Origin of the sequence: Candidatus Dormiibacter sp. (genome assembly GCF_050999135.1) — a bacterium.
Classification (GTDB): domain Bacteria; phylum Chloroflexota; class Dormibacteria; order Dormibacterales; family Dormibacteraceae; genus Dormiibacter; species Dormiibacter spiritus.
This window is the reverse complement of sequence record NZ_JBPCPN010000060.1, coordinates 1-16,024: the sequence shown is the minus strand read 5'-3', so window position 1 is coordinate 16,024 and position 16,024 is coordinate 1. Positions and strand designations below refer to the sequence as shown.

The following is a 16,024-nucleotide window of genomic DNA, read 5'->3' as shown; positions in this document are numbered from 1 at the left end:
CCAGAAACGGCCTGGCGACGGCGACGCAAGCCCTACTATGCCTTGGCGATGCGGGCCATTGATTTCCACGTCCACCTGCCCACGCCCGAGTGGCTCGACCAGACGCTGGCGGGCTACACGGAGGCTGCCGAGCGCTACTTCCGGTCGCCGGTATCTCGCCAGTCGCTGGAGGATGTGGCTCGCCAGTACGAGGAATGGGACCTGGTCGGAGTGCTGCTCGCCTGGGACGCGGAGACGGCCACCCGGCGGCCCCGGCTCAGCAACGAGTACGTGGCCCAGGCGGTCATGGACTTCCCCGGTCGCTTTGTGGGCTTCGGCAGCGTCGATCCGCTGAAGGGAGCGGAGGCGGTCCGGGGGGTCGAGCGCATTGCGGAGCTCGGCCTGCGGGGCGTCAAGTTCCATCCCTCCATCCAGAAGTTCGCTCCCGACGACGAGCGGCACTGGCCGATCTTCGCCAAGTGTCAGGAGTTGGGCCTGCACAGCCTCTTCCACACAGGCACCTCGGGCATCGGCGCCGGCATGCCGGGGGGTCAGGGCATCCGCCTCGACTACTGCCGCCCCATCCGGCTCGACACAGTGGCCGCTGAGTTTCCCCGGCTGCAGGTCATCGCTGCGCACTTCGGCTATCCCTGGCACGAGGAGATGCTCGCCATCGCCCTTCACAAGACCAACGTGCACATCGACATCTCCGGCTGGGCGCCGCGCTACATCCCGGAGAGCGTCATCTCGGCGCTGAAGGGCCGTCTCCAGGACCAGTTCCTCTTCGGCTCCGACTATCCCTTCATTCAGCCTCAGCGCTGCCTTGACGAACTGGACCAGCTGGGCATCAGTCAGCCGGTGTTGGCAAAGCTGCTGCGTGGCAACGCGGAGCGCCTGCTGCAAATCTAGGCTGCGAAGTCACCAAAAAGGACATCTGACGGAATGTCCGGAGTCCGTCCGCCGCAGGCCTCTAGCGTGTGCTCGTGGCGGTTCAGCTTCAGAGCTCCGAGCGCACCTCAGACTTCCAGCGCAGGCGCCTGCTGGACGAGTCCGACCGCCTGCTGGAGAGCATCGAGCAGCTCCGCCTGGCCGGGCAGCGGGTACTGCCGCCACAGCTGGCTCAGGCGCTGCTCGACCTTCAGGTCCAGCTGGGCCCTGCCGCCTGCCTGCGTTACAACACCCTCCACGCCGCCCACAACGCAGTCTTCGCGCTCCAGCAGGGGCTCGTCTCCGCCAACCGGCGCAATCCGACACCTCGCTCGCACGCGGGTCGGCGTCCCGGCGAGCCCCGAGTCGCTCGAGTGACAGCATCCGCGTCCTGGAAGTTCCTGGTCCTCCCTGCCCGTCGCCTCGACGCCGGACAAGAGTGGCCGGAGCTCGTCGAGGTGACTGTCGAGCGGGCCTACGATCGCTGGCGCCTGGCTCAGGCGCGAGCGGTGAGCGCGGCTCGCGGCGGTGACGCAGTGGCCGCCGGCCGGCTCGCGCAGGCCGATGCGGCCTGGAGCAACTTCTGGGAGCTGCGCCAGGAGGCCGAGAAGCTGCTCGGTCGGGAGCTCCTCCTAGACCCTGCCTGAAATTTGAAGCCCCGACGAGATTGCCGCGCCGACGCGGAGCAGCGCCGGAGCGCTACCGCGGTGGCGGAGGACTCTTGCAGCGCATTCCAACGGCTGGACAGTTAGTGCAGCGGCGTGCCGAAGCGCCCGGCCGAGACCACCTCGGCTGGCGGCTTGCGCTGCTTCCGGCCCTTGCCGAGCGAGCGCTTCGGATAACCGAACGGGATCACCGCCAGCACGTCGTACTGCTCGGGTAGGCCCACCTTCCGACGAACGCCTTCCAGGCCGCCGAAGCCCGTCCAATTGGAGCCCACGCCGTCAGCCCAAGCGGTGAGGATCATCGACTGGATCGCCCGGCTCGCGTCGGAGACGCCGAACTTACTCTCTTTCTCGCAGGCGACGACTATCGCCAGCGCCGCGTCAGCGATGTAGGGTCCTGTCTTGACCAGCTGGCCCAGCTCCCGGAGGTTCGCTCGGTCCCGGACCAGCACGAAATGCCAGGGCTGGCGGTTCATCGAGCTGGCTGTGACGCGCGCCGCCTCGATAATCCGATCCACCACCTCGGCGGGCACTGCCCGGTCCGCATATTCGCGCACGGCCAGTACCGTGCGCACAACCTCGAAGACTTCATTCGCCATGCGCTGATTCTCGATCATCGGGGAACCAGCAGCGGCGGCCCGACACCTGGCTGGAAGGCCGCTGTCGACTAGAATCCCGGCCATGCAGCCGATCGCGATCGGTGACGTCATGTGGGAGCCTTCCGCCGAGGTCATCGAGCGCAGCCGCCTGGACCGGTTCCGCCGCCGGCATGGCCTGGCCAGCCTGGCTCAGCTGCAGGAGCGCTCGGTCAAGGAGCCCGAGTGGTACTGGCCGGCCCTGGTCCAGGACCTGGGCCTTCGCTTCGACAGGCCCTACGAGCAGGTCCTGGACCTGAGCGACGGAGTGGAGTGGGCGCGCTGGTTTTCGGGCGCTCGCCTCAATATCGTCGGCAGCTGCCTGGATCGCTGGCTCGAGGGACCGACTGCCGACCGGCCGGCGCTGATCTGGGAAGGCGAGCCGGGCGAGGTGCGCAGACTGACCTACGACGAGTTGAGCAAGGAGGTGGCGCGCTTTGCCGGCGCCCTTCGCACCCTCGGCGTGGAGCCGGGCGACAGGGTGGGCCTGTTCCTGCCGATGGTGCCGGAGACCGCGGTGGCGCTGCTGGCCTGCGCTCGCATCGGCGCCATCTTCATCCCGCTCTTCTCGGGCTACGGCCCCGAAGCCATCGCCAACCGGCTGCAGGACGGCGAGGCCAAGGTGCTGCTCTGCGCCGACGGCTTCTACCGGCGCGGCCAGGTGGTGGCCATGAAGGAGACTGCCGATGCGGCCGTCGCCGTATCACCGTCGGTCGAGCACGTGGTGGTGCTGCGCCGGGTCGGGCGCGAAGTGCCCTGGCAGGAAGGCAGGGACCACGACTGGCAGCGGCTCGTCGCTGCCGCCGAACCCGTATGGGAAAACCTGAGCCTGGCGCCGGACAGCCCGCTGATGGTCATCTACACCAGCGGCACGACCGGGCGGGCGAAGGGTGCGTTACACGTCCACGCCGGCTTTCCCCTGAAGGCGGCGCAGGACATGGCGCACGGACTCGACGTCAACGAAGGCGAGACTGTTTTCTGGTTCACCGACATCGGCTGGATGATGGGCCCCTGGCTGATCTTGGGCAGCCTGCTGCTGGGGGCGACGATGGTTCTGTACGAGGGGACGCCCGACACACCGGGGCCGGACCGGCTCTGGCGCATGGTGGCTGATCACTCGATCAACATTCTTGGCGTCTCGCCCACCTTGGTTCGCTCGCTGATGGGCCAGGGCGACGAGCACCCGGCTCGCCACGAACTGGACAGCCTTCGGGTCCTGGCCGGGACGGGCGAACCCTGGAACCCCGAGCCCTTTCAGTGGTTTTTCAAGCACGTGGGAGGCGGCCGCTGCCCGATCGTCAACCTCACGGGTGGAACCGAGATCGCGGGAGGCATCCTGGCGGGCAATGTGGTCAGCCGGCTTCGGCCCTGCTCCTTCGCCGGGCCGCTGCCGGGCATGGCTGCCGACGTGGTTGACGCCGCGGGCCGGAGCGTGCGCGGCGAGGTTGGCGAACTTGTGATCCGGCAGCCCTGGCCGGGTATGACTCAAGGCTTCTGGCGGGATCGCCAACGCTACCTCGACACCTACTGGTCGCGCTGGCCGGGAGTCTGGCTGCACGGCGATTGGGCCTATGTGGCAGAGGACGGTCTCTGGTACGTGCTGGGCCGCTCGGACGACACCATCAAGGTGGCAGGCAAGCGGCTGGGACCGGCTGAGGTGGAGTCGGTTCTGGTTGCCGACCCCGCGGTTGCCGAAGCCGCCGCTGTCGGGATTCCCGATGAGTTGAAGGGTGAGTCGCTGGCCTGCTTCGTGGTGCTGCGCTCCGGTCAGGATCCCTCTGCGGATCTACAGGAAAGGCTGCGGCGCCGGGTGGCTGAAGCTCTGGGCAAGCCGCTCAAGCCCGCCATCTTGGAGTTTGTGTCCGAGCTGCCGAAAACGCGCAACGCCAAGATCCTGCGGCGCGTGGTGCGGGCAGTCTATTTGGACCAGCCGACCGGCGATCTGGGCTCGCTGGAGAACCCGTCCGCCCTGCAGGCGATCGCCGCCACGCGTGGCTGAGGCCGACGCGCCGGCCGAATTCCGAGCCTCCCTCACCTCCGGCGACTGGGTCCGCCTCGGCCTGCTCTGGTTGGGCGGCGTCTGCCTGCGCGTCACCCTGCTGGCAGTGCCACCGGTGATACCGGCCATCCATGCCAGCCTCGGCCTGGACGAGAAGGCGATAGGCGTGCTCACGGGTCTGCCAGTCCTCCTGCTGGCCGCCGCAGCCATCCCTGGTTCTCTCCTCATCGCTCGCTTAGGGGCTAGGCGTGCTCTGCTCGCCGCCCTGTTCATCCTGGGCGGGGCGGGTGCGCTGAGGGGCGTGGGACCGATGACAGGCGTGCTCTACACACTCACCTTCCTCATGGGAACCGGAGTGGCGTTCGCTCAGCCGGTCTTCCCCACACTGGTGCGGGACTGGTTTCCGAGCCGGGTCGGTCTGGCCACCGCGGCGTACAGCAATGGTCTGCTCGTAGGTGAAACGACGCCCGTCAGCCTGACCGGCCCGGCGCTGCTGCCGGCGCTCCATGGCGGCTGGGCGGCGGCGCTGGCTGTGTGGTCCATACCAGTGCTGCTGGCGATGCTGCTCTTTGCTGTCTTCACCTCCCATGTGGAGGAGGAGGTGGAGGCTCCCCCTCGCCGCTGGTGGCCCGATTTTCGCGACGGCCGTCTCTGGCACGTGGCGCTGATTCTCGCCTTTGCCTCCGCTGTCTACTTCGGCACCAACACGTTCCTGCCCGACTACGTGCGGGCCGTCGGTCTGCCCCAGGCCAAGGACCCGGCGCTGACACTGCTGAACGCCGGCCAGCTGCCCGCCTCCTTGCTGGTGCTCGCCTTTCCCGACCGGATCCTCAGGCGGCGCTGGCCCTTCGTTGCGTGCGCCATAGGCATGGGTGGCGGCCTGACTGGCATGATCCTGGGCCCATCCGGGCTGATCGTCTTCTGGGCGGCCGGGATCGGCTTCTTCGCCGGGCTGGCGCTGATCTTGACCCTGACCCTGCCGCCCGTTCTCGCCTCCCCTGCGGACGTGCCCCGCTACAGCGCCGGCCTCTTCACCATCAACTACGCAGTCAGCTTTGCCGGACCGGTTATCGGCGGCGCGGCCTGGGATCTCACCGGACGGCCCCAGGCGGCCTTCGTCGCGCTGATCCTGGGCACTGCAGTGATGGCCGCCATGGCGCTCTCGGTGAATCTGCGCGGCGGTCCGAGGCTCTAGTCTGTACGGATCACAAGATCCCTAGACAACTGGGGGTTTGCCAGAAGTAGTAGGGGCTCCTCAGCGCCACCGAGAGTGGGTGGTCACCTCGTTTGCCAAGAGGAAGCTGCGTACCTTCTCAGCGACCAGCTCCGGCGCCTTCTCGTCCGGCGCAAAGTGGTCGAGACCGTCGAGGATCTCTACGGTTGACTCCCCGATCACTTGCTGGAGCGCCGGAAGCAGCTCTGTCGTCAGGAAAGCCGGGCTCTTGCTGCCGCCGAGGAGAAGGACCCGGCCGCGGACTGCCCGGTATCGCTCGACCGTGCCATCATCCAGCCGCGCTTCCTCCTCATGCTCGGCCACGTTGGTCTCCAGAAGCGGTTCCATGCGCTGCCATCGGTCCTTGCGAAGCACCAGGCGGAGGACAGCCCGGAGATACCACATTGGCATCATCGCGATCGGCCGGGGCAAAGAACCAATCCCTCGGACGAAGGATGCAAAAGCCCCTCGCGTGTCTGCGGCGGCAAGCAGCTCCCGATACCGCGGCGCCCATGCCATGGGAATCGAGCCTGCGATCGACACTCCAGGTTCATACGCTACGATGTGCGAGAACAGGCCTGTTCGTCGAGCGGCCTCCAGTGCAACGAACCCGCCGTAGCTGTGGCCGAACACAGCGCTTGCTCCGGTTGCCGCTTGGACCGCGAGCAGGTCGTCGCACTCCTTGTCAATGCTGTAGTCCGGGCCCTGTGCCCCGCTGGCTCCCCTACCCCGCCGATCTATCAGGTGGACAGCGAACGACGAAGCGAGCTCCTGAGCCAGGGGAACATAGTCCGCGCCGGTTCGAAGGGTGCCGCCGACGATGATCAGATCTCTGCCAGCGCCGATGCTCTGGTAGGCGATGGTAGTCCCGTCTGCCGAACTGACTGTCGATGGAGCCGTCCTCAGACTCCCGGCAGTCACCGTCGCGGCCCCCGCTGCGCCGAGCTCGCACCGAGTGCGGCCGAGTGGCTCCCCGCCGGTGCTCGGGCGTCGAGTGTGGCCAGCAAACGCTTCGTGTACTCGGTGTATGTGGCATAGGGGACGCCGCTCGCTTCCACTAAGGCGGCGAACCGCTCCTCTAGCAGGGCGCCCCAGCGCTGAACATGTTGCTCACCAGCCTCGGTCAGCCGAAGCCGCCGACGGTTTCCGCCGCCAGGGTCCGCACCGGCTTCGAGCAGCCCCGATCGCTCGAGCACCGGAATCATCCGGCTCACAGATGGCTCCGTCACGCCCAGCAGCTCAGCCAAGGAACGCTGAGTCCCGGCACCCCAGCGGCCCACCAGGTACAGGGTGAGAAATCTCGAGTACGAGAGACCGGCCTCGGCACGGAGCATCCGATCCGCTGCGCGGTCGAGGCGCACCGTGAGGGTGTGGAGGGTGCGGCTCAGGTCCCGCTCCATGGGCACTACCATACCATGTTAAGTTAGCAATACAAGATGGGGGTGCGTTCTCCTGTGCCACGCTCGAGAGACTGGTCACGAGGGGCTTGACGTCCCAATCGAACGGACCCGGCACCTTCCATCCATGCCGGTCGCCCGCGCAGACCAACTGCTGCGTTGAGCGGGTGTAGAGCACCGTCCTCAAGGAGTGCACCCGCCGCGGCCGCTGGATCCAAGGCCGCCCGCCCCGGGAGACACTGCTCTCGCCGGCCACCGCAGCCGCCTTGAGATGCTGATGGTGTCGCAGGCACTCGGGGACTGGACACTCTAGTCGGCGAGAAGGGGCACCAGGCTGGAGCTGCCGACGTCCACCAGGCCCAGATCGCTCAGCTTCAACTCCGGGATCACAGTCAGGCCGAGAAAGCTCAGCGTCATAAAGGGGGCCCGGCCGCCCACTCCCTGGCGCGCGACCTGAGCCTGAAGATCCAGGAGTCGGGAGAAGACCTCGGCCAGAGGCCTATCGCTCATTAACCCAGCCACCGGCAGCGCCAGCTCGCCGGTGATCCGGCCCGCCTCGGCCACCACCAGTCCACCGCCCAGCTCCACCAGGCGCCGGACACAGAGCGCCATGTCCTGGTCGTCGACGCCCATGACTATGAGGTTGTGGGCGTCATGCGCCACCGTCGAGGCATAGGCACCCCGCTGAAGCCCCACGTTGGTGGCAAAGCCGAGGCCGATTCGGCCGCTGGCATGGTGCCGCTCGACCACCGCCAGCTTGACCAGATCCCGGCCGGGGTCAGCCACGCAGCAGCCATCCTTGACAGACGGCTCCATCTCCTCAGTGGTGGTCAAGAGCTGCTGGTCGCGGATGCCGAGAACCCTGATCTTGCCAGGCACCGCAGGCACTCGGAAAGAGCTCGCGCTGACAGGCGCAGCATGCATGGTCTGCCGCACCCAGTCGGGCGCAGCCCGGTCCGGAAAGACGGGTTCAACGCCGCGCTTCAAGACCCGGCGGGGGCGAAAGTCGGTCAGATCGTCCAGTACGAGGATGTCGGCCTGGTAGCCGGGGGCGATGGCGCCCAGGGCCGGGAGCCTGTGATAGAGGGCGGGATTCAGCGTGGTCATGACCAGGGCGTCCTCGGCCGGCACGCCCGCCGCCACTGCCGACCTCAGCATCTGGTTCAGATGCCCCTCCCGGACAATGAAGTCGGGCTCCCGATCGTCAGTGCAGAAGAGACAGCGCTGGGGGCCGTAGCGCAGCGGGATCGGCAGCAGATCCAGCAGGTTGCGGGCGCCAGAAGCCTCCCGCAGCATCACCCACATGCCGAGCCGCAGCTTCGCCAGGGCCTCGTCAGCAGTTGTCGCCTCGTGGTCGGAGCGGATCCCCGCGGCGAGATAGGCGTTGAGCTTCCTCCCGCCCAGGCCTGGCGCATGGCCGTCGATGTGGCCGCCCGCCAAAGCGAGCTTGGCCAGCTCTTCCTCCGCGCCGGCGATGACTCCCGGATAGTTCATCATCTCGGCCAGACCTATCACGCGGGGATGCTGCAGCAGCTCTGACAGGTCGGCCTGAGTCAGCGGCGCCAGGGGGGATTCCAGCGGCGAGGCGGGCACGCAGGAAGGGGCCATGAAGTAAACCTCCAGCGGCAGACCGGCGGAAGCCTCCAGCATCCACTCCACGCCCCGCCGGCCGAGCACGTTGGCGATCTCGTGGGGATCGGCGACGACGGTGGTCGTGCCCTGCGGGACCACCGCTCGGGCGAACTCGTGAGGCATGAGCTTGGACGACTCGAGGTGGACGTGGCCGTCGATCAGACCCGGCACGAGGTGGGCGCCCGAGCAGTCATCGATCTGCTCGCCGTCGTAGCTGCCCAAGCCCACCACATGGCCGTCGAAGATGGCCACGTCCAACTCCAGCCACTCTCGGGTGAAGACGCTCAGCACTCGGCCGCCCCGCAACACCCTCTCCGCCGGCCGATCGCCCCTGGCAACGGCCATCCACTCAGCGTTGATGGCTGGGAACAATACCGCTCGGCCCGGGGCCGCCGCGTTGTCAATCGGTACCGAAGCGCGTTGGTCCTCGCTCCAGCCAGGCCATATGCTCAAGGGCGTGAAGGCTCCTCTTGGGCCGCTTCTCCTTTTCGCCGGCGGGGTGGCGTTGGTCGCCTGCGGCCTGCTCCCGACAAAAGCATCTCACTCCAGCCCGTCCGGCCAGGCAGAGTCGAGATTGACACCCTCTCCCTCGGCCTCTGAGTCGCTGCCCCCAGGGCCGAGAGACCCCAACGGTGTGCCGCTCGCTTGGTGGCCAGACGCCTGCCAGCTGCTTCAACCAGCTGATCTTCAGGCGATGTACCCAGGCGAACCGTTCAACCAGCAGCCTCAGATCGGGAAGATCGGTCAGACCACCCTTCCCCTGCCGAGCGGCTGCCAGTACCAATCAGCGAGCTACAAGCTCGGCGCCGAGGCCATCCTCACCCTCGGTGCGGTAAGTAGGTCCGCCGCTCTAGCCAGGCATCGGTTGGAGATCACTAAGGACGTTGGCTGCGACACCGCGACTCCCGTCCCCGAGATAGGTGACGCGGCCTACGCCTGCCTCGGTGCCCAGCGTGCTGTGCGCGCCGTGAAGGGTCATGTCGAGCTGGAGGTTATGGTCTTGCTGACGGGCACTGAAACGCACACCCTGCCCGACGTGCACGACCGCGAGCTCGCCGCCGCCAAGGCCTTCGCCAAGCTCGCCGCCGATCGCGTGACGACGTGAGCCGGTCCGCCGCCAACGCCCCTGCTAGAATCGCTAGCTCTCGGCGCGGGAGTAGCTCACCTGGTAGAGCGCAACCTTCCCAAGGTTGAGGTAGCGGGTTCGAGCCCCGTCTCCCGCTCCACCCTCTCCCTTCGAGTTCATTTGGAGCGTTTCCTAGGAGTTGTCGTGTCTCCAAATCGCTTGCAGCAGCATGTCGATTGCAACAAGGTTGGGCTTCAATAGAGGTGCTTGACGACAAAGCTGCTGTGGAAGTAATCTGCTCTGACGGTGGCCAAGCTGACTGTCGCCCAAGCCAAGCCGGGCGGCCTGAGCCGCCAGGTCGAGGACTACTTGGCCCACTGCCGGGCGGCCGGGCTCTCCCCGAAGACGATCCGGCACGCCTACGGTTACCCGCTGCGCTCGGTCTTTCTGCCCTGGTGTGCTGAACACGAGGTGGAGCGGATCTCAGAGTTGAACAATCGAGTGCTGGACCGCTTCGTCGCCGACCTCCTGGAGCACGGTGGCCGGCGCGGCCAGCTGAGCAAGCACACCGCCTGGACCTATGCCAAAGCGACGAAGCGCTTTCTCGCCTGGGCCAAAGAGGAGGGTGAAGAGGTCGAAGGGCAGGTCAAGCTGCCCAGGCTTCCCCGGCGGCTGGTTGAGACCCTGGAGCGAGAGGAGATCCAGCGCCTGGCCGATGCCGCTCAGAGCGAGCGCGACTCTCTCATCGTCCGGGTGCTGGCCGACAGCGGGATCCGGGTCGGTGAACTGGTCCGGCTCCGCCGCGAGGACCTGATCGAGCGCGAACGCAGCCAGTTCCTCAAGGTCCTGGGCAAGGGCGACCGCCAGCGCTTGGTGCCGGTGGCGCCGATCCTCTACCGGCGCTTGGTGCGTTACGCCGAGCGACAACGACCCACCGACACCAACAGCGACCGCCTCTTCCTCTCCCGCCGCCGGAGCCGGAGCAGCGGCGACTACGAGCCACTGACCGAGAGTGGTGTCCAGCAGCTGGTGCGCGATCTGGCTGAGCGAGCGGGGATCAAGAAGCGGGTCCATCCGCACCTGTTCCGGCACAGCGCGGCGACCCACATGCTGCGGCGGGGGATGAACCCGCTGCTGGTGGCCCAAGTCCTCGGCCACACCTCGCTGGCCATGATCCAGAGCGTCTACTCCCACCTGACCGACCTCGATGCCCACGCCGCCCTGATCGCCGCCTTGCGGGAGGACGCCTGAACCCAACCGCTCTCAAGGGGCTGAGCGGTCGACCACGGCCTCGAGGCCGGACAGCGCCGGCTGCTTCTTGAGTGCCCGCGCCAGCCGGAGCAGCGTGCTCGGCCGCACGCCGCTTCCGGTCAGGAGCCGGGAGACAGTCCCTTCGCTCACGCCTGCCGCCCTGGCCAGGCTGCGCTGGTCCCAGCCCCGCAGCGCCGCCTGGTAGCGGAGCTCGTCGGCTCGGATTCTGATCATGGTCGGCCTCCGCCGAAGGCTGAGCGGGCACCACCAGGCGTACACTTCATCACTCCCCTCCTCGCTCGCGGCCGTCCCGTTCTCGCGCTTCCCGCTCTGCCTCCAGCTGATAACGTCGAGCCAACCGCCTGAAGACACGAGCCACCTTCGGTAGCCGCTCATGCCAGCGCGGGTTACGCCGGCGGTCGCTCAAGTGGTGCCGAGCCCGATCGGCTGAGGTCCGGCTCCGCTGGCTTGGCTCCAGCTCCAGCGGCCGACCGCCGCGCTGACAGGCGAGCTCGCGATGCATGCTCTGCTTCATCCGTGCCAGGCGATCTCTGGTGACGACCAGGGTCCGGAACTGGTCCGGGGACACTTCACGCCGCGCCGCCATGATCACGTGCACGTGAGGGTGGGCGGTGTTGCGGTGCTCGGCTGCCAGCCAAGGCGGTAGACCGCCGGTGCCGGCGTCCTGCTCCAGCTGCGCCATCACCGACCGCGTCAGGCCTCGGAGGTCGAGACCGTCGGCGCGCTCGGGTGAGATCACGAGTTGGTAGACGGCTCGCTGGCGGTGTCCCTCCTTGGCTGGGCCCTGACGGCCAGGCCCTGCCAGCGAGCGGGCAACGAAGGCGGCGAGCTGCTTGCGCTCCAAGTCGCCGGCAGCGCCCTGGGAGCCGAAGAGTCGCCCTTCGGAGAGCGCCCGGTCGCGATGGGCGACGTACTTCAGCAGACCACTCAGCTCTCGCTCGACCGCCGGCTGGTGATGATCGCGGTACTGGACGTAGCGGAGGAAGCCGCTCAGCCTCCGGCCCAGCTTTGGGCCGGCTGCCGCGCACCTTATCGACAAGATGGCGCGCTCGCTCAGCGGAGATCCTCCAGATGGCGCTTCAGCTCCTCCAGGCGCTCCTCGGCGTAGCTGAGGGCGACGGCGCGGCCCTCTCTGGCCCGAGATCTGCCCTCTGGGAAGATCGACTCTAGGAAGCTGAGCACGTTCTCGGTCGCGACCAGACCGGCGAGAGCGGGCAGGTCGTCAGCGTCGGAGGGGCCACGCATCGCCTCGCTGGCGGTGGCTGGGTGCGAGGACATGGCGTTCTCCAGGAGCAAGCGCACGAAGGCGACGACCGAGATGCCTGAGCGTTGGGCGCAGTCCCCGAGCTCGGCGGATAGCTGGGCCGGCAGCCGCAACTGCAGCCGGCGCCTTTGGTTCTCGGGCTCAGCAACGCTGCTCATGGCCACCCTCCACTGATTGCCGCACACGAACACGAACCTCGTGGCTCCAGGCCACGCGCCGACCAGGCGTCTCCCCGACGCCTGCACCGCGCCCATGGCGCGGGAAAGGGTGGGCTCTACGTGGAGCCACACCTCAAAATCGGGCTCTCAGGCCGGCTTGCGCCGATCTCGCCCTCCACGGAACGCTGCCGTGTACTTACTTAAATGCACCTTGAGCCGGTCGGTTTATAGCATGGTGTCATGGTGCCGGATGGGAAGCGCGGGCTCCAAGCCCTCACGCTGCGGATCCCGGAGGAGGACTACCAGCTGCTCCGTGCTCTCGCCTTCGCGGAGGACCGCAGCCTCAACGACCTGGTCCTGCAGGGGGTCCAGGCTCTGATCGATGAACAGCGACCGCAACTGAAGGAGATCCTGGCCCGTGCCCGTGACGCTCGCAGGACGCAGGGTCAGCCGGCCGACCTACCTCGCAATCCACACGGCAAAGGTCGGCGTCCGCGGACGCCGCGGACGGAGGCCGGTCGGGATGCGACAACGTAGCCAGGCTGATCAGCAACAGCGTCAGGGCTACCGGACAGGTGAGCCGAGCGGTGGAACGACGCCGACAGCGACAACAGAGGGGCCTTCAGACCCGGCACCAGGCCAGCACGACGTAGGTTCAGCGCTCCAAGGACCCTGGCGATCCTCAGGGGCAAGTGCCACCGTCCGCGGACGCTCGGGACGCAACGGGGAGCCACTCGACGTCTGGGCATTCGCGATCAGCACCGAGTTACCGTCGTCCAGGCGTCGCCGCAATCGTCGAACGACGCCGGCCAATCGCGCCTTTCAGCTGTCCAGTGATGCTTGACCCGGAGTCGGTCTGACTCACGCTGGAGTCAAAGTGACCACCTTCGGCGGTAGCAAGATATATGGGGCCCCAGCCCCCATCAATCCTGCCGGGCGGCACAAGCCTTCGGCTGGAGACCCAAAGTTCGCAGGACCGCCAAACCATGAGCGGACAGCAGCGGCGCTGCCGTGCGCCTCGGCGATTACCGTGGATGTCATCGGGCGACTCCAGGATCGTCTCGAAGTGCGTCGTGATCATGGGCTCCTCGTATCCGCGTATCCGGTGAGCATCCCGACCTCTGCACGCCTGTTGCGGTTAGCCCTCCCTCACCGGGCATTTCATCGGGCGGGTCTTATGGGAATGACTCCTCCATCTGGCCAGCGACGTCAGCTACAGCCCGAGCAGTGCCGCTAGAGAGGTTGGCGTTGCGAGACGAGCTGGCGAAGGTCTGCTCAGGCCCGCGAGGCAGACGCTATCCATCGGATTGCCACGCCCGTGTACGCCCCGAGCAGCGCAGGCATCAGAGCGACGATCGACTCGTAGAAGGGCGCCGGCTTCGGGACGCCGGGGTGGTACGACACGACATCGGCCCAGGCGCCGGAGAGCGGCACCGCCGCGAACAGCAGTAGGGCGTACAGCCAGGCGTGTGTCGGGCGGTGCAGACCGAACGGGAAGCCGAATAATAGGAGCGCAGCCGCAACGGGCTGTACGTCGTCTGTCGCCTGATAGTTCAGCCATGCAATCAGGGCGCCCCCCGCGGCCAACAACGCTAGACGCAGAACCGTTTCCGGGCGGATCGATCGCAGGTGGGCGTCCAGCGCCCCCCACAACACGTCCAGCGCGGCGCGCGGGCCCGGCGTCCAGGCCCTGAGGACCAGTTCGAACTCGCCGCCGTAGCGCTCGCGCCAGCTCCTCGGATAGAGGCGCAGCAAGTTTCTCATGCCCCCGCCAGCCGGCGCTGCCCGGTCGTAGTCACGCGCTCCAGCATCGCCAGGTGGCCGCGCAGAGCCTCCGCGCCCGAGGGCGTCAGCCGGTAGGGGCGTCGGCGGTCCTCCGACGGGACCGCCTCAATCAGCCCACGCTCGTCGAGCCTCGAGATCGCGCCGTAAAGCGTTCCTGGACCCAGGCGCACACCGCTCACCACGTCGATGTCCGTCGCGATCGCGTAGCCGTGCTTCGGTCCCTCGGCCAGACTGAGAAGCACAAGCACGGCCGGCTCTCCGAAGCGCCCCAAGCCGCCGATGCCGCCGCCCTGCTTCACCCGACGATGCACCGGATCACGAGGTCACCAGCGGCCATCCGGCCTTGCCGTGGAAGGGGCTGCCCTCGCCTCCGATCGTGAACGTGCCCGGCCCGACGGTTTCGGCGTCCTCCACGACTACGAAACGGCGGCCCGAGGTGTCTGGTGCCGCGTCGAAGACGAGCTCGACGTCAGCATGCTCGCCGGGCCGCAGAAACACCTGTAGCTCGTGCGCATCCTGGGGAGCCACGCTTCCGCCCCCGGGACCCTCCACATAGGCGCGAGCCAGGTCAGCCCGCATGGCCTTGCCACGGCCGCGATTCTCCAGCCGGACACCCACGAGCAACCGGCCGGTCGCGACGTCCTGGCGCGCTCCGACCATCGTGGCGCACCAATCGTCGAAACACTTGCTGTCGCCGGCCTTTAGCTGCCTGGGACCGTTGGCGAGACCGACGCCCACCAGTGCGGCTCCATATAGGACAACTACACCCCCGAGCACGCCTCCTAACCTCAGCGCCGCAGGCGTGCGCCGACGGGCGAGCTGAACGATCGCCATGGTGAAGAGCACGAGAACGATGGCCGCGGTGAGGAGCACGAGGAGGTCGCCGACCAGCGGTACGACTTGAACCGTCATCCGATAGATCGTATCACGTATTAGTTGGACATCGGTCGAACTTCGGGTCGACGATCACATGGAACCCAAGGCGGCCAACCTACGCGCTTGCCAGCGATGTGACTAGCAACGCGGGCGAGAGGGAGCGAGCCACCGAAGCCACGCTCTCGGTGGTCCCCGACGGACCGTTGGCCTCTACTGTGACCTGGAGCTCCGAGACGGAGGAGCGCAAGGGCTCACCGGAAGGACTCAGCGCGTTCTGTTAGAGGATCCTCGACCAGGTCAAGAACCAGCTGGAGCATGCCTGAACGAGTCGAGACGCTGTTTCAGAGGCGGATCCTCCACGGGGCGGCCACGTCCGGCTGCGAGCAGCCCGCCATGATTTCTCGATCGTTGACGGGCGGCTCTTGGACCAGAACCCAGTCATCGAGGACCGTCGCGACGTAGCCGGAGGCGGGCGTCACCGGTGAGGTCGGCGGCTGAAAACGGTCAGACGATCCGCTCGGCCAGGGACACGATGATGCCCTCCGGACCGCGCACGTAGGCCATGCGCCAGACGTGCTCGTACTCGCCGATGCCGCCGACCAGCCCGTACCCGTCCGCGGCCAGCCGGTCGACGGTCGCATTGAGGTCATCGACCTCGAAGGCCACGTTGCGTAGCCCCAGCTCGTTGGCCATCGCGGCGGGCGATCCGGGCTGGTGGGCAGGCCGGACGAAGCTCGAGAGCTCCAGCCGGGTGCCTCCGTCGGGCGGGCGAAAGCATGGCGATCTCGCAGCGGGAGTCCGGGATGCCGGTGACCGTGTCCACGAACTCGCCCTCCACGAACGTCGGTGCCCTCGACCTCGAGCCCGAGTCCGACGAAGAACGCGGTCACGGTGGCGAGATCCGCGACGGTGATACCGACATGGTCGAAACGTCGTACAGGTGTCATGGGTTCCATCCTCCGGGGTTCATTTTGTCGATCCCGCTGCGGGACGGTCAGCTCGATAGGGGCTAGAGAGCACGCGAACTGGATCAGGCAGGAGTCGATAACGGTCGCGGCCTGGGGAACCCCCCGAAAACAACCAACGACAGAAAGGGGGGAACTCCGGCCCCCCGAACGTTGCCGCCGATGGGCCGGTAACCAGTGGGAAAGACCCA

17 protein-coding genes, 1 tRNA gene and 1 pseudogene are annotated in these 16,024 nt (G+C 67.3%); 8 read left to right on the top strand and 11 right to left on the bottom strand.

What is annotated here, in order from left to right:
• Positions 1-48 precede the first annotated feature (48 nt).
• Together ACR2MZ_RS14955 and ACR2MZ_RS14950 are read left to right on the top strand one after the other, a co-directional pair.
• Complete coding sequence (locus ACR2MZ_RS14955) at positions 49-888, top strand: amidohydrolase family protein (RefSeq protein ID WP_434005844.1); 840 nt, start codon at positions 49-51, stop codon at positions 886-888.
• 74 nt (positions 889-962) lie between these two features.
• A complete protein-coding gene (locus ACR2MZ_RS14950; RefSeq protein ID WP_434005843.1) occupies positions 963-1,553 on the top strand; it encodes a hypothetical protein in 591 nt (196 codons plus the stop codon).
• 101 nt (positions 1,554-1,654) lie between these two features.
• Here ACR2MZ_RS14950 and ACR2MZ_RS14945 read toward each other — a convergent pair whose 3' ends face one another.
• Positions 1,655-2,170, bottom strand: coding sequence for a nitroreductase family protein (locus ACR2MZ_RS14945; RefSeq protein ID WP_434005842.1), 516 nt, complete (start codon positions 2,168-2,170; stop codon positions 1,655-1,657).
• 82 nt (positions 2,171-2,252) lie between these two features.
• On the opposite strand from ACR2MZ_RS14945, the gene ACR2MZ_RS14940 reads away from it, so the two are divergent.
• On the top strand, positions 2,253-4,205 hold the full coding sequence (locus tag ACR2MZ_RS14940; RefSeq protein ID WP_434005841.1) for an AMP-binding protein: 1,953 nt from the start codon (positions 2,253-2,255) through the stop codon (positions 4,203-4,205).
• Positions 4,198-5,400: an MFS transporter gene (locus ACR2MZ_RS14935; protein ID WP_434005840.1), complete on the top strand. Its 1,203-nt coding sequence runs from the start codon at positions 4,198-4,200 to the stop codon at positions 5,398-5,400. Before ACR2MZ_RS14940 ends, ACR2MZ_RS14935 begins: the two co-directional genes overlap by 8 nt.
• A 60-nt stretch (positions 5,401-5,460) precedes the next feature.
• Here the strand turns inward: ACR2MZ_RS14935 and ACR2MZ_RS14930 are convergent, their stop codons facing one another.
• From ACR2MZ_RS14930 to ade, 3 genes are all read right to left on the bottom strand, one after another.
• Entirely contained in the window at positions 5,461-6,339 is an 879-nt protein-coding gene (locus ACR2MZ_RS14930) for an alpha/beta fold hydrolase (RefSeq protein ID WP_434005839.1), read from the bottom strand.
• Positions 6,336-6,818 (bottom strand): MarR family winged helix-turn-helix transcriptional regulator, encoded by a 483-nt coding sequence (locus ACR2MZ_RS14925; RefSeq protein WP_434005865.1) that lies wholly within the window; start codon positions 6,816-6,818, stop codon positions 6,336-6,338. Before ACR2MZ_RS14925 ends, ACR2MZ_RS14930 begins: the two co-directional genes overlap by 4 nt.
• A gap of 306 nt (positions 6,819-7,124) precedes the next feature.
• Positions 7,125-8,792: an adenine deaminase gene (gene ade / locus ACR2MZ_RS14920; protein ID WP_434005838.1), complete on the bottom strand. Its 1,668-nt coding sequence runs from the start codon at positions 8,790-8,792 to the stop codon at positions 7,125-7,127.
• 349 nt (positions 8,793-9,141) lie between these two features.
• Between ade and ACR2MZ_RS14915 the strand changes: the two genes are divergently transcribed.
• From ACR2MZ_RS14915 to ACR2MZ_RS14905, 3 genes are all read left to right on the top strand, one after another.
• Entirely contained in the window at positions 9,142-9,552 is a 411-nt protein-coding gene (locus ACR2MZ_RS14915) for a hypothetical protein (protein ID WP_434005837.1), read from the top strand.
• A 45-nt stretch (positions 9,553-9,597) separates the two neighbouring features.
• A tRNA-Gly gene (locus ACR2MZ_RS14910) sits at positions 9,598-9,673 on the top strand.
• A 146-nt stretch (positions 9,674-9,819) separates the two neighbouring features.
• Positions 9,820-10,764, top strand: coding sequence for a tyrosine-type recombinase/integrase (locus tag ACR2MZ_RS14905; protein WP_434005836.1), 945 nt, complete (start codon positions 9,820-9,822; stop codon positions 10,762-10,764).
• 12 nt (positions 10,765-10,776) lie between these two features.
• On the opposite strand, the gene ACR2MZ_RS14900 is transcribed toward ACR2MZ_RS14905, so the two are convergent.
• From ACR2MZ_RS14900 to ACR2MZ_RS14890, 3 genes are read right to left on the bottom strand one after another with little or no spacing between them, the layout of a single operon-like run.
• Entirely contained in the window at positions 10,777-10,998 is a 222-nt protein-coding gene (locus tag ACR2MZ_RS14900; RefSeq protein WP_434005835.1) for a helix-turn-helix domain-containing protein, read from the bottom strand.
• 49 nt (positions 10,999-11,047) lie between these two features.
• Positions 11,048-11,824: a hypothetical protein gene (locus tag ACR2MZ_RS14895; protein WP_434005834.1), complete on the bottom strand. Its 777-nt coding sequence runs from the start codon at positions 11,822-11,824 to the stop codon at positions 11,048-11,050.
• A gap of 14 nt (positions 11,825-11,838) precedes the next feature.
• The gene (locus ACR2MZ_RS14890) at positions 11,839-12,207 is read right to left on the bottom strand and encodes a hypothetical protein (protein WP_434005833.1); all 369 of its coding nucleotides are present in this window, start codon (positions 12,205-12,207) and stop codon (positions 11,839-11,841) included.
• Positions 12,208-12,450: 243 nt separating this feature from the next.
• On the opposite strand from ACR2MZ_RS14890, the gene ACR2MZ_RS14885 reads away from it, so the two are divergent.
• The gene (locus ACR2MZ_RS14885) at positions 12,451-12,744 is read left to right on the top strand and encodes a hypothetical protein (RefSeq protein ID WP_434005832.1); all 294 of its coding nucleotides are present in this window, start codon (positions 12,451-12,453) and stop codon (positions 12,742-12,744) included.
• 738 nt (positions 12,745-13,482) lie between these two features.
• On the opposite strand, the gene ACR2MZ_RS14880 is transcribed toward ACR2MZ_RS14885, so the two are convergent.
• The 4 genes and pseudogenes from ACR2MZ_RS14880 to ACR2MZ_RS14865 all read right to left on the bottom strand — a co-directional run bounded on the left by ACR2MZ_RS14880 (position 13,483) and on the right by ACR2MZ_RS14865 (position 15,815).
• The gene (locus ACR2MZ_RS14880; protein WP_434005831.1) at positions 13,483-13,971 is read right to left on the bottom strand and encodes a hypothetical protein; all 489 of its coding nucleotides are present in this window, start codon (positions 13,969-13,971) and stop codon (positions 13,483-13,485) included.
• Complete coding sequence (locus ACR2MZ_RS14875) at positions 13,968-14,291, bottom strand: PadR family transcriptional regulator (protein ID WP_434005830.1); 324 nt, start codon at positions 14,289-14,291, stop codon at positions 13,968-13,970. Before ACR2MZ_RS14875 ends, ACR2MZ_RS14880 begins: the two co-directional genes overlap by 4 nt.
• Before the next feature lie 16 nt (positions 14,292-14,307).
• On the bottom strand, positions 14,308-14,904 hold the full coding sequence (locus ACR2MZ_RS14870; RefSeq protein ID WP_434005829.1) for a hypothetical protein: 597 nt from the start codon (positions 14,902-14,904) through the stop codon (positions 14,308-14,310).
• A 468-nt stretch (positions 14,905-15,372) separates the two neighbouring features.
• Positions 15,373-15,815 (bottom strand): annotated as a pseudogene (locus tag ACR2MZ_RS14865) (VOC family protein).
• Between the last annotated feature and the right edge of the window lie 209 nt (positions 15,816-16,024).